This window comes from Curtobacterium sp. 9128 (assembly GCF_007673775.1).
In the GTDB taxonomy this organism is placed as follows: domain Bacteria; phylum Actinomycetota; class Actinomycetes; order Actinomycetales; family Microbacteriaceae; genus Curtobacterium.
In genome coordinates this window covers 554881-568207 of sequence record NZ_VEAF01000002.1, presented here as the reverse complement: position 1 = coordinate 568207, position 13327 = coordinate 554881, and the positions used below count along the sequence as shown (strand labels likewise).

General features: G+C 70.7%; 10 protein-coding genes. All 10 read left to right on the top strand.

What is annotated here, in order from left to right; all coding sequences use genetic code 11:
• Window positions 1–74 precede the first annotated feature (74 nt).
• The 10 genes from FS641_RS05985 to dnaB all read left to right on the top strand — a co-directional run bounded on the left by FS641_RS05985 (window position 75) and on the right by dnaB (window position 13083).
• On the top strand, window positions 75–380 hold the full coding sequence (locus FS641_RS05985) for a hypothetical protein (protein ID WP_144761331.1): 306 nt from the start codon (window positions 75–77) through the stop codon (window positions 378–380).
• A complete protein-coding gene (locus FS641_RS05980; RefSeq protein WP_144761328.1) occupies window positions 380–1798 on the top strand; it encodes a WXG100 family type VII secretion target in 1419 nt (472 codons plus the stop codon). The genes FS641_RS05985 and FS641_RS05980 overlap by 1 nt, the downstream gene beginning before the upstream one ends.
• A 278-nt stretch (window positions 1799–2076) precedes the next feature.
• A complete protein-coding gene (locus FS641_RS05975; RefSeq protein ID WP_126889958.1) occupies window positions 2077–2370 on the top strand; it encodes a WXG100 family type VII secretion target in 294 nt (97 codons plus the stop codon).
• Between the two features lie 112 nt (window positions 2371–2482).
• Window positions 2483–2788: a hypothetical protein gene (locus FS641_RS05970; protein ID WP_144761325.1), complete on the top strand. Its 306-nt coding sequence runs from the start codon at window positions 2483–2485 to the stop codon at window positions 2786–2788.
• Window positions 2788–4242 (top strand): hypothetical protein, encoded by a 1455-nt coding sequence (locus tag FS641_RS05965; protein ID WP_144761322.1) that lies wholly within the window; start codon window positions 2788–2790, stop codon window positions 4240–4242. Before FS641_RS05970 ends, FS641_RS05965 begins: the two co-directional genes overlap by 1 nt.
• Before the next feature lie 62 nt (window positions 4243–4304).
• Window positions 4305–4940, top strand: coding sequence for a hypothetical protein (locus FS641_RS05960; protein WP_144761317.1), 636 nt, complete (start codon window positions 4305–4307; stop codon window positions 4938–4940).
• Window positions 4937–5647, top strand: coding sequence for a hypothetical protein (locus tag FS641_RS05955; RefSeq protein ID WP_144761314.1), 711 nt, complete (start codon window positions 4937–4939; stop codon window positions 5645–5647). Before FS641_RS05960 ends, FS641_RS05955 begins: the two co-directional genes overlap by 4 nt.
• The gene (locus FS641_RS05950) at window positions 5644–6567 is read left to right on the top strand and encodes a hypothetical protein (protein WP_144761311.1); all 924 of its coding nucleotides are present in this window, start codon (window positions 5644–5646) and stop codon (window positions 6565–6567) included. The genes FS641_RS05955 and FS641_RS05950 overlap by 4 nt, the downstream gene beginning before the upstream one ends.
• Window positions 6567–11156 carry an FtsK/SpoIIIE domain-containing protein gene (locus tag FS641_RS05945; protein ID WP_144761308.1) on the top strand — a complete coding sequence of 1530 codons (4590 nt, stop codon included), beginning with the start codon at window positions 6567–6569 and terminating at the stop codon, window positions 11154–11156. The genes FS641_RS05950 and FS641_RS05945 overlap by 1 nt, the downstream gene beginning before the upstream one ends.
• Before the next feature lie 559 nt (window positions 11157–11715).
• On the top strand, window positions 11716–13083 hold the full coding sequence (gene dnaB / locus FS641_RS05940) for a replicative DNA helicase (RefSeq protein ID WP_144761304.1): 1368 nt from the start codon (window positions 11716–11718) through the stop codon (window positions 13081–13083).
• Window positions 13084–13327: the final 244 nt, after the last annotated feature.

The window sequence follows — 13327 nt, the reverse complement described above, 5'->3', positions numbered from 1 at the left end:
GGCCGCCCGGAGTCCCGCCGCCGCGCGGGACCCCGGGCACCGCTCGTGTCCACCTCCGTCGATCGGGAGCACCCATGGCCGACCTCATCATCACCCGCGCCGTCCTCGAGGACTCCGCGACCAAGCTGCAGCACATCTCGGACGAGCTCGAGCACCAGAAGTCCGACGACCGCGCACTCACCGAGGTGTACGGCCAGCACGACGTCCAGAAGGCGATGCACGACTTCTCCGGCGACTGGAAGATCCACCGCAACAAGATGAAGGGCGCCGTGTCGACGCTCCGGGACAAGATGCAGAAGTCCGTGGAGAACTGGGCTGGTCTCGAGCAGGACCTGCACGACAAGCTCACCACCGAGACCACGGACGCGGGGAACGCCTGATGCCCGCCCGCAGCGGCAACTGGGGACTCCTGCACGAGTCGTCCGACCCGATCGTGGCCGACGTACCCGTCGTCCAGGAGCTCGTGGCCTACTACACGACGATGGCCCAGGAGATCACGAGCGAAGCCGCCGTCCTGAAGAGCATCGGCGACGGGGACGAGAGCCGGTTCAAGGGCGAGTCCGCCGATGCCGTGCGAGCGAAGAGCAAGGAGGTGGCGGCCTCGTTGCAGAAGACGGCCGGCCGCTACGAGGCGATCCGCGATGCCCTCACCGGGTACGTGCCGAGCCTCGAGACCGCGCTCACCGAGTCCGCCGCAGCGCTCCGCGACGCCGAGGACGCGGCGGCCGCGGGGACGCGTGCCGGATCCATGCCGGACCCGTCGCAGAACCGCGCGAGTGACGCTCCCCCGCTGACGGACGAGGAACAGGGCGCGATCGACGCGAAGCACCGTGCGGAGAGCGCCGCGAGTGACAGCGCCGATGCCGCGGTCGCCCGGCTGCGTCGAGCCGTGGACGGGCTCACCGCGGCGGGCAAGGCGGCGGCGTCGACGATCCGCGCGGCGTGGGACGACGGGCTGCACGACACCCTCGGCGACAAGATCAAGGCGTTCTTCTCGAAGCTGCTGAAGATCCTCGTGAAGATCTTCACCTACATCGGCATCGCGTTGGCGGCGCTCGCGATCCTCATCCCCGGCGTCGGGATGCTGACCTTCATGGCCGCGGTGGCTGCCTCGGTGACCCTGGTCGCCAACATCGCGCTCGCCGGCATGGGCGAGGGCTCGTGGCTCGACGTGATCACCTCGGCGGTCGGTCTGGTGCTCGTCGGCGTCGGAGGCATCGTCACGAAGGCGGCCTCGGTCGCGAAGACCGCCGGGCTCGCCAAGGGCATGAAGGGGTTCGAGAAGATGAACCTCGACAAGATCAAGAAGCTGCAGGACGTCCGGGCACGCACGATCGAGAACGCCCTCGACGACTCCTCCGCCGCGCGGACGGTCGGCACCATCGACCGGCACATCAACCGGCTCACCGACGTGCGGTTCGACACCACGATGAAGAACGTGCTCGGCGGCTTCAAGGAGAAGCCGAACTGGTGGCACCCGAACAAGACACTGTGGGCCGAGGACAAGGGCAAGATCTCGGACGTGCTCGTCAAGGGGAACTGGCGCGCCGACCGCCTGTTCAGCGTCGATCGGCAGATCGAGATGGACGCGATGAAGGTCGCGATGAAGGGTGACTACGGCGTCGACATCGCTGCCCTGCCCGCGTGGCACAAGGTCGTCGCCGGCGGTCGCGTCGTGCTGAGCTGGACGAACACCTTCGTCTACGGCCAAGGCATCAAGCCCACCGGGTGGGGCTCCGACCAGGAGCGCGTGCCGGGCTACGAGGAGGCGTCCGGAGCGCTCGTGCACGGGTTCTGACCCGTCCGCGGGACATGTCCGGTCCGCAGAACGGGGGACATCGCGTTCCGTCGGCAACGTGCGACACGCCGTTCCGACTGGTATTTCATAACGGGTGACATACGAATACCGAACCGTATCGAGTCGACGCCGCTGCCGAAATGCTGGAATCTGCACAATCGTGTGTAGGCGATCACCGCGCTGATCCGGGAAAACGTACCCCGCGAACTGGTTCCATCGTGAAATAACGTCTCATCTGTCCCTCGATCGGGGGTGAAGACGAACGACAGGAGCAGGCAATGCCCAACTTGAACGTGACCTACGGCGAGATGCAGGACGCCGCGACCCGACTCGTGAACGGCGAGCAGGACATCACGTCGAAGCTGCGCGAGCTGAAGTCGCTGGTGGACTCGCTGATCTCGGGTGGCTACGTCACCGACCAGTCGTCGGTCGCCTTCGGCAGCTCGTACCAGGAGTTCAACGACGGTGCGACGAAGACCATCGAGGGCCTCGAGGGCATGTCGATGTACCTCAACAAGGCGGCCGAGGCGCTGCAGCAGACGGACCAGGAACTCGCGAACGCGATCAAGTAGTCCCGCCACCGCCGGTCCGCGTCCCGATCCGGGGCGCGGACCGATCCGGTTCCACCCCGGCGCCCACACGGAGCACCGGATCCGCTGCTGACCATCCGACCCCGGAGGATCCATGGCCGACCTCATCATCACGAAGGAAGTCCTCGAGGACTCGACGACGAAGTTGCAGCACATCTCGGACGAGCTCGAGCACCAGAAGTCCGACGACCGTGCACTCGACCAGGTGTACGGGCAGCACGACGTGTACAAGGCGATGCACGACTTCTCCGGTGACTGGAAGATCCACCGGAACAAGATGAAGGGCGCGATCGCCGACCTGCGCGACAAGATGCAGAAGGCCACCCAGAACTGGACCGACCTCGAGCAGGACCTGCACGACAAGCTCACCACCGAGACCACGGACGCGGGGAACGCCTGATGCCGGTGCGCGCAGGGAACTGGGGCCTGCTCGGCGAGTCGACCGACCCGGTCATCGCGGACACCGTCGTCATCGGCGAGCTCATCGCGTACTACACGGCCATGGCGGCGGAGATCACGTCCGAGGCCGCGGTCCTGAAGAGCATCGGCGACGGCGACGAGAGCAAGTTCAAGGGCGAGACCGCGGACGCGGTCCGGAAGAAGAGCAAGGAGGTCGCCGAGTCCCTGCAGAAGATCTCGGGCCGGTACGACGCGATCCTCAAGGCCCTCGCGGGGTACGTACCGTCGCTCGAGCAGGGGCTCAGCGAATCGGCCGCCGCACTGCAGGACGCCGAGGCCGCGCAGCAGTCCGGTGCCGCGGCGTCGGCGATGCCGGACCCGTCGCAGAACCGCGCGAGTGACGCTCCCCCGCTGACGGACGACGAACAGTCCGCGATCGACGCGAAGCACTCCGCGACGACACGGGCGAACGACGCGATGGACGCCGCGAAGGCGAAGTTGCGGAACGCCCTGTCGGCGCTCGACGGCGCGGGCAAGGCCGCGGCGTCGACCATCCGTGCGGCGTGGGACGACGGGCTCCACGACACCCTCGGCGACAAGATCAAGGCGTTCTTCTCGAAGCTGCTGAAGATCCTCGTCAAGATCTTCACCTACATCGGCATCGCCCTCGCGGCACTGGCGATCCTCATCCCCGGCGTCGGCGTGCTCGCGATCATGGGTGCGGTCGCGGCCGGGGTGAGTCTCGTCGCACAGATCGGGCTCACCGCGCTCGGCGAGGGCAACGTCTTCGACCTGGTGATGGCGGTCGTCGGTGTCGTGACGCTCGGCGTCGGCGTCGGGATCACGAAGGCGACGTCGATCGCCGTGAGCAAGGGCATCACCGCCGGGAAGTCCGCCGTGCAGAACGGACTCAAGGTCGACCTCGGCAAGATCGCCAAGCTCCGGAACGACGCGATCGGCGGGTGGCTCTCGAAGACGAAGAGCCTCGACGACGCGTACGCGGACATGAAGGTCGCGGACAAGCTCGACGGGGACGTCACCCAGATCGCCATCAAGCGGATGGACGACCTGATGGGGAAGTTCACGGACAACCCGAACTGGTGGAACATCCCGAAGATCGGCACGACGATCCGGAACGACTGGGCCACGATCTCGAAACAGTTCGGTTCCGATCTGTTCACCAAGCAGGGGTTCACTGGCTGGGCGGAACGGATCGGCGGCGTCGACTTCCAGCTGCTGCGCAACGACCTCGGCAAGTGGGGCGGCGCGAACGGGCTCGGCGCCGTGGTCGGCTCCGCCCCGAAGTGGCACACCTACGTCAACGGCGGCATGGCCGTCTGGGGCAGGGACTACTCGATCGCCGGTCTCGTCATCAACCCGATCGGTGACGGCGCGGACAAGAAGCGTCCGTGGACCGACGACTGGAACGCGATCAAGCACCCGATCAGCGTCTGAGGTCGACCTCCGAGACACCGAGCACGACCCGAGCAGCACAGGAGCACGGACCAGTGGAGCCCATGAGCGCAGCACCCTCCGGCGCAGCACCCGCCCTCACCTCACGGATCGACGTCGAGCCCCCGCAGTGGCTCGTCGTCCCCGACGTCGCCGAGGCCACCCCGGCCTGGCGGGCCGAGGCCCTCCGGCTCTTCGCGGCGATCGTGCAGGTCGACCGCGACGCCGAGGGTGAGCAGCGGCTCTTCGCCGACGGAAGCGAGGTCGACCCGGTCACGGCGCTCGACACCCTGCTCGAGTTCCGGGCAGCGCTCGACGGCGGCGACCGGCTCGTCGCCGGCCTCGGCGTGCCGAACCGGTGGCCGCTCCCCGTGGTGGTGTCCGTGGGCCTCGCGGAGGACGGCGACGAGGGGCTGCTCGAGCTCGCGGGCGCCGAGGGCGGCCTGCCGGTCGAGCGGCCGGCCGTCGACGAGCTCCCCGAGCACATCGGTGGGGAGGGTCCCGTCGTCACGCGGTACGACCTCGACGACGACGGTGCCGTCTGGGCGACCGTGTGCGCGGTCCGCCGCGAGGCGCTCGACGACGGCACCCGCGTCGACACGCGGGTCCTCTGGCGGACCCGTGACCTCGAGGTCGTGCCCGTCTTCGGCACCGAGGTCGTCGACCTGCTCGCCGCCGTCCGGAACGGAGTCGCCGCATGACCGACCTCACCGCCTCGTTCGTCATGGTCGTCCCGCCGGGGTGGGCCCGGCTCCCCGCTCGCGAGGAGTCCCGGCAGGAGCTCGCGACGATCGTGCGGCAGGTCATCGCTGGCGCGCTCCCGGACGACCTGCCCCGTGACCGTGCCGAACCGCTCCGGCAGGAGATGCGGAAGCGCCTCACCGCGACCGTGGTCGAGGCAGGCGACAACGGCGCGACGGCCGTGTACCTGCCGGTGCGCCCGGTCGACGGTTTCACCCCGCCGGTCTCCGTCATCGAGACCGAGGTGGACGACGAGTCCGACGAGGCGCCGGAGCAGGTCATCGCCCAGCTCCTCGCCGACGCGCTCCCCGATCGTCGCGACGAGGACGACCCCGGCATCCGCGAGGTGGACGGCGGCATCGCGGCCCGCACCGAGACCGTCGTCCGGCGGGTCGACCCCGCCGCGGAGCTGCCGGAGCTCGGTCAGGACCTCCCCGTCGTCGACGACCGCCAGGTGGTCTACACGATCCCGGTGCCGCACCGCCCCGGCCGCTGGGTGGTGATGTCGTTCTCCGCGATCAGCGCACCCGGGACCGACGAGCGGCTCACCGACGCGCTCGTCGCCCTCTTCGACGCGATCATGACGACCTTCCGCTGGGCCGACGTCCCGGGAGCGGAGCCGACCACGCTGGAGCATCGGCTGCACGAGCTCGGGGGCGCCGCGTGACCTGGTCCTTCGTCCACCCGGAGTCGCACCTGCTGCTGACGATGTCGGCGGTGCTGTTCCTCGGCACACTCGCGTTCGTCATCCCGACCATCGTCGCCGTCCGACGGCGGACCGCGACCGACGCCGTCGCCTGGGCCGACCAGGCCCGCCGCGACCCGGCCGCGCCGTGGGGCATCGACCGGGTGCTCCGCGCGGTCGCGGCGTCCTGCGAGGCCGCCGGCGTGGTCTTCCCCGGTGCCCTCCGCATCACGGTCGGCACCACCGTGCGGCTCGACCTGGCATCGCCGACGACGGCCCCGCCCCAGCCGTGGACCGCCACGCCGGACGGCCGGTCGTGGTCGGCGCCGATGTGGGCGCTGCAGGCGGTCCCGCTCGTCGGCAGCGCCCCGACCGAGTTCACCGCGGTCGTGTCCGTCGGCACCGCGGGGGACGACACGGTGCTCGTCGACCTGCGGCGCGTGCGCGGGATCGTCGCCCTGGCCGGCGAGTCGGCAGCCCGGGACGCCGTGCTCCGGCGGATCGTGGACCAGGTCAGGACCGACCCCTGGTCGACCGGCACCGCGGTGCTCACCGTCGGCGTCGGGTCCACCGGCGGCGTCGCCGTGTCGGTCCGCGAGGCGGTCGCTGCGGTCGCGGCGGACGCGACCCCGGGCCTCCTGGTCGTGGCGAAGGTGCCGTCCGGGGAGGACGGTCGAGAACTCGCCCGCCTGCTCGAGCGCCCCGGCGGCCGGTGGGCCTGCGTCGCGGCGGCGCCGCACGCACTGGCGCGGTGGACGATCGAGGCGCGCCGCGACGGGACGCACGTCTCGGACGTCCTCGGCACGGTGCGCTGGATGGACCTCGGGCTCTCCATGCCGCTCGCGGCATCCGTCCCGACGTCGCCCGTCGGGCAGCCGGATCCGGTCGAGACGGACGCCTGATGCGCGTCGTCGTCACGGTCGTCGACGACGTCACGGGCGAGAGCTCGGACGTCCTCGTCGACGCCCCCGCGCAGACGCCGATGCGCAGCGTCGTCGACGCGATGGCGCGGCGCACGGGCGGCGCGACGATGCCGTCCGATGCCTCCGACGGCGACGTGCCGTTCGCCCGCAGCGGGCTCGTGGACGGCGCGGTCCTGCACGTCGGCGGAACCGACCGGCCCGAGACCGAGCGTGGGATCGTGCACCTGCTCGTCGTCGGCGGCGTCGACGCCGGGCGCGCACGCCGGCTCTCCCCCGGCACGGTCCGCATCGCGCTCGACGAGGACGGCGCGCCCCTGGTGGGCGCCGCAGCGGCCGACCTGCCCGGCCTGGAGGCCCGGATCGCCTTCGACGGGACCGTGACGGTCCGGCGGGCCCACAGTGGCGAGGCGGTAACCGGTTCAGCAGGTTCGCTGACGGCTCGGCTGGAGCAGGACGCGATCGGCGACGAGTGGGCAGCGTGGGTGCCCGACGCGCTGGTCACCATCGGCTCGACCGTCCTCACCGTGCGGCCGGTCGAGGTCGTCGACCGCATGCTCCTCCGGCCGCCGGACTCCGGCCAGCTGGACTTCAACCGGCCGCCGCGACTGCTCCCGCCGTTCCTGACGACGCAGTTCCGGATCCCGAAGCCGCCGGTGCCGCCGCAGCGCTCGGCGATCCCCTGGATCATGGTGTTCGTCCCGGCGATGTTCGGCATCGTGATGGCCACGGTGTTCCACTCGCCCTTCTACCTGCTGTTCGCGGCGATGACGCCGATCATGGTCGTCGGGCAGACGGTGACCTCGCGTCGGACGGGGAAGAAGAGCCACCGGAAGCAGGTCGCCGAGCACCGGGAGCGTGTGGCCGCGCTCGAGCGGGCCATCGACGCCGCAGTGCTCGCCGAACGGGACGCGCGGCGGACCTCGTCGGCGGACGCCGGATCGCTCCGGGTCGTCGCGACGACCCCGGGCCGGCGTCTCTGGGAGCGCCGGCCGTCCGACAAGGACCACCTGCACGTCCGGATCGGCGTCGGCGACCTGCCGTCGACCGTGACGGTGGAGGACGACCGCGACCTCGACGGCCTCGCGCACGAGGACCGGGTGACGCGGGGCGTGCCGGTGACCGTGCCGCTCGCGGAGGTCGGCGTGCTCGGCATCGCCGGTGCCGGTTCCACGCCGCGGGAGCTCGGCCGCTGGGTCCTCGGACAGCTCGCGGTGACGCAGAGCCCGCGCGAGGTGCAGTTCGTCGTGCTCACCGCGCAGCAGCACATGCCCGAGTGGGCATGGTCGATGTGGCTCCCCCACCTGCGGCCGACCGGCGGGCAGGACGCCCTCGCGCTCCTCGGTGCGGACGGCGAGACGATCGGACGACGGCTGGCGGAGCTCACGCAGGTGCTCGCCGAGCGTCGCGCGGAACGGACGAAGAACGGGTCGATGCGCTCCCGGTTCTCGCCGGAGATCGTCGTCGTGCTCGACGGTGCCCGACGGCTCCGCGCGATGCCCGGCGTCGTCGGCCTGCTCCGCGACGGGCCCGCGTGCGGGATCCGCCTGGTCTGCATCGACGAGGAGGAGTGGCAGCTCCCCGAGGAGTGCGTCGCCACCGTGACGCACCGCACCCCGACCGAACTCGTGCTCCGTCGGCAGCTCTCCGCGCCGGTGGAGCTCGTGCTCGCCGACCGGGTGGCGGACGACTGGTACGACGACGTCGCCCGTGCGCTGTCCCCGCTCCGGGACACCAGCGGATCCGAGGGTGACGGGCTGGTGCCCGACGCCGCCCGGCTGCTCGACGTGGTGGACCTCCCCCAGCCGTCCGGCGCACTCGTGGCCGACCGGTGGCGGCAGGGCGGTGCGACGACGTCCGCCGTCGTCGGTGTCGGCATCGACGGGGCGTTCGCGCTCGACCTCGTGAAGGACGGCCCCCACGGCCTGGTCGCCGGCACCACGGGCTCGGGCAAGTCCGAGTTCCTGCAGACCCTCGTCGCGTCGCTCGCGCTCGGGAACCGGCCGGACCAGATGACGTTCGTGCTCGTCGACTACAAGGGCGGTGCCGCGTTCAGCGTCGCATCGGACCTGCCCCACACGGTCGGGCTCGTCACCGACCTCGACCAGCACCTCGTGGAGCGTGCGCTGCGGTCCCTCCGCGCCGAGCTCACCCGGCGCGAGCACATCCTCGCCGCGTCCGGGGCGAAGGACATCGAGGACCACGAGGCGCACCTGGCCCGTGGCGGCAGCGGAGAGGCGATGCCGCGGCTCGTGCTCGTCATCGACGAGTTCGCGGCGATGGTCACCGAGCTGCCGGACTTCGTGTCCGGACTGATCGGCATCGCCCAGCGCGGCCGGTCCCTCGGCGTGCACCTCATCCTCGCGACGCAGCGACCCGGCGGTGTCGTCGGCCCGGACATCCGCGCGAACACGAACCTCCGCGTCGCGCTCCGGATGACCGACTCCGGGGAGAGCACCGACGTCATCGACGTCGCCGACGCCGCACGCATCCCGAAGAGCGTCCCGGGGCGCGCGTACGCGCGCCTCGGGCACTCGTCGGTCGTGCCGTTCCAGTCGGCGCGTGTCGGCGGGAAGTGGGCCGGCGACGAGGACCCGGCCACGAGCCTCCCGTTCGTCCGTGTCCTGGACTGGCGCGACTTCGCGACCGCACCACCCGCCCGTCCCGTCCGCAGCGACGCGGCGTCGGCCGCGACCGACCTGTCCGTCCTGGTCGGCGCGATGCGCGACGCACGCGAGCGCCTCGGCATCGGTCCCCTGCACAGCCCGTGGCTGCCGCCGCTGCCGGAACTGCTGCCGCTCGACGCCGTGGGCGCAGCCGCGGTCGGTGCCGGACGCGCGCTGACCGCCGCCGAGGACGCCCTCCGGTTCCCGTTCGGCACCGAGGACCTGCCCGACACGCAGGAGCAGCGTGCCGCCGAGATCGACCTCGACCGCTTCAGCCACCTCTACATCGTCGGCGCACCCGGCTCCGGGCGCTCGCTCGCCCTCCGGACCATCGCCGCGTCCGCCGCGTCCTCGGTGCCCTCGACCGACCTGCACCTCTACGCGATCGACTGCGGCAACGGGGCGCTCGCGTCCCTGCAGGCGCTGCCGCACTGCGGTGCCGTCGTGCAGCGCACCCAGGTCGAGCGGGCCACACGCCTGATCGACCGGCTGTCCCGGGAGACCGCCCGGCGCCACGAGGTCATCGCGGCCGCGAGTGCCTCCGACATCACCGAGCAGCGACTCCTCGCGGCACCGGGTGAGCGACTCCCCCACGTGCTGGTGCTCATCGACCGCTGGGAGAACTTCACGACCTCGCTCGGTGAGGTCGACGGCGGTGCCCTGACCGACGCGCTCCAGTCGCTCCTGCGCGACGGAGCAGCCGCCGGGATCCACGTCGTCATCTCCGGCGACCGGACGCTGCTGTCGTCGCGGATGTCGACGCTCACCGACGACAAGATCGTCCTGCGCCTGACCGACCGCCTCGACTACTCCCTCGGCGGGATCAACCACCGGAAGCTGCCCGCGTCGATCCCGCCCGGGCGCGGGTTCCGTGCGGAGTCCGGCATCGAGGTGCAGTTCGCCTCGCTCGGGTCCGACGTCTCCGGGCAGGGGCAGGCGGCGGCGATCCGTGACCTGGCGGCGTCGTTGCGGACGGAGTACGCCGCTGGTGCTGGTGCTGGTGCTGGTGCTGGTGCTGGTGCTGGTGCTGGTGCCGGTGCCGGTGCCGGTGCCGGTGCTGCCGAGGCTGCGGCTGGCGCGTCCGGCGGTGCCGGGGTGGCTGGGGCTGCCGGCATGTCCGGAGTGGCCGGCGTGTCCGGCGGGCTGCCGGCCCCGCGGCCGTTCCGCGTCGACGCGCTGCCGAAGGACCTCGACCTGGACGGAGCGCTCGCACTCGAGTCGGCGCCACAGCCGGCACCGATGGTGGCGGTCACCGGCATCGGCGGCGACGACATGGAGCTGCAGACCGTCGACCTGTCCACCGGCGGCGGCACGTTCGTGGTCGCCGGGCCGTCGCGCTCCGGCCGCTCCACGATGCTCGCGTCGATGGCGCGGTCGCTCCTGGCGGGTGGGACGCAGCTCGTGGTGCTGGCGCCGCGGCAGGGAGCCGTGCGTGATCTCGCGGGGCTCCCCGGTGTCCGCGCGGTCTTCACCGGGGACGACGTCACCGAGGCCGAGCTCGCCCCCGTCCTGACCCCGGACGGCACCCCCGTCGTGCTCGTCGTCGACGACGGCGAGCTGCTCATCGACTGCTCCGCCGCCCGGTGGCTGCGTGACTGGGGCCGCGCGGCTGCGGACAACCGGCAGGGCATGCTCCTCGGTGGGAACACCACCGGGCTCGCCGCAGGGTTCGGCGGGTGGCAGGTGGACGCCAAGAAGAACCGGCGCGGGGCACTGCTGTCCCCGCAGGACACGCTCGCGGGCGACCTCATCGGGGTCCGCATCTCGCGGTCGTCGATCTCCACGCGGATCGAGCCGGGAACGGCGTTCGTGCACCTCGGGACCGGGTTGGCGTCGACACTGCAGGTGCCGCTCGTGACGGCGACCACGCGGACCGGGAGCGTCGCGGTGTCGCTGGCGTCCTGAGGGGCGTGCTCTCCTGCGCGCTCGCTGGTGGCGCTGGCGGGTTACCGATCCGCTGCGCGGCGGACGGGAGGCTCGGGTGCGCTGGCCTGAGCGGTTACGTCCGGCGCGGGGTCGGGTGAGCCTGGGAGCCCGCCGGGAAAGTTGTCCTCAGGCTCGCGTTTGTCAAGTCGTTTTACACAGCGGAAACGTCAAATCGAGAACCTTCGACTGCACGTTGAACCCCACTTGTCCACACACAGTGTGGAAATCGAAATCCCAGGTCAGAGCGTCGAAAGTGTGTTCGGTACCGGGGTTCTCCACACCACTGTCCACAGTTGTCCACACGAACTTCCGGCGTGTTCCGCACGCTCTCCACAGAGTTATCCACAGCCCCATTTTGTGGGGATAACTTCGTACCCGTAGCTTGGCCCAGCGACCAGGGGTTGTCGGTCGTTCGGGGTAGAACTTGCCGTGGCCGGTTCGGTCGGGGCGCGTCGAGATGGCGGCCGGTCCGGCCGTGGCACGACGAAGCCGCGGCCCAGCAGGCCGGGACCGTGGAACACCAAGAAGAGGAGACCGTGTGTCGATCGCGCATCTGGACCCCGCACCGCAGGACTACGCGGAGCGCAGTGGCATGGAGCGCACGCCGCCGCACGACCTCCTCGCCGAGCAGTCGACCATCGGCGGCATGCTCCTGTCGAAGGACGCCGTCGCCGACGTCATCGAGACCGCCCGTGGCGTGGACTTCTACATCCCCAAGCACGAGGTCATCTTCGACGCGATCCTGTCGCTGTACTCCCACGGTGAGCCGACCGACGTCATCGCCGTCACCGACGAGCTGACGAAGACCGGTCTGCTGAGCCGGGCCGGCGGCGCCGAGTACCTGCACAGCGTCACGAGCATGGTGCCCACCGCGGCGAACGCCGGGTACTACGCCGGCATCGTCGCCGAGAAGGCCGTCCTCCGTCGACTCGTCGACGCCGGTACCCGCATCGTCCAGATGGGCTACGCGTCCGAGGGTGAGGTCACCGACCTCGTCAACAGCGCCCAGGCCGAGGTCTACAACGTCGCCGGCGGCGTCCAGACCGAGGACTACGTGCCCCTCACCGACGCCATCGGCGCCGCCATCGACGAGATCGAGGCCGCGAAGGGCCGTGACGGCCAGATGACCGGCGTGCCCACCGGGTTCGCCCAGCTCGACGGTCTGACGAACGGCTTCCACCCCGGACAGCTCATCATCATCGCCGCCCGACCCGCACTCGGGAAGTCGACCCTGGCGCTCGACCTCTGCCGTGCCGCCGCCGTCAAGCACGACCAGACCGCGGCGTTCTTCTCGCTCGAGATGGGCCGCGCCGAGATCGCCATGCGTCTGCTCTCCGCCGAGACCAGCGTGCCGCTGCAGCACATGCGCAAGGGCACCGTCGACTCCCGCGACTGGACCACCATCGCGCAGACCCGTGGGCGCATCAACGACGCCCCGTTCTTCATCGACGACTCCCCCAACATGACCCTCGTCGAGATCCGCGCCAAGTGCCGTCGTCTCAAGCAGCAGCACAACCTCAAGCTCGTCGTCATCGACTACCTGCAGCTGATGACCTCCGGCAAGAAGGTCGAGAGCCGCCAGCAGGAGGTCTCCGAGTTCTCGCGTGCGCTGAAGCTCATGGCGAAGGAGCTCCAGGTCCCCGTCATCGCGCTGTCCCAGCTGAACCGTGGACCCGAGCAGCGTGCGGACAAGAAGCCGATGATCTCCGACCTGCGTGAGTCCGGGTCCATCGAGCAGGACGCCGACATGGTGATCCTGCTCCACCGTGAGTCCGCGTACGAGAAGGACAACCCGCGGCAGGGGGAGGCGGACCTCATCGTGGCGAAGCACCGCAACGGGCCGACGGACACGATCACGGTGGCGTTTCACGGGATGTTCTCGCGGTTCGTGGACATGCCGCAGTAGGGGAGTTTGTCGACCGCCTGTACTAACTGTCCATCCGCCACAATCCTTGTCAAGGTGGCGCTCCGAGACAGATTGGGTGGCGGGGTTCGATGCCGCACCGTCGGCCTCCTACGAATGAGGGCGTCAATCCTCAGCCGCGCCGGGCAGTCGGGTGTCTTCTCCCCCCAAACGCGCCGGGACGCGAGGGCGGCTTCTCAACGACCCGAACCCCAACACGACGAGGTTGCGTTGCTTCAACCTGGAG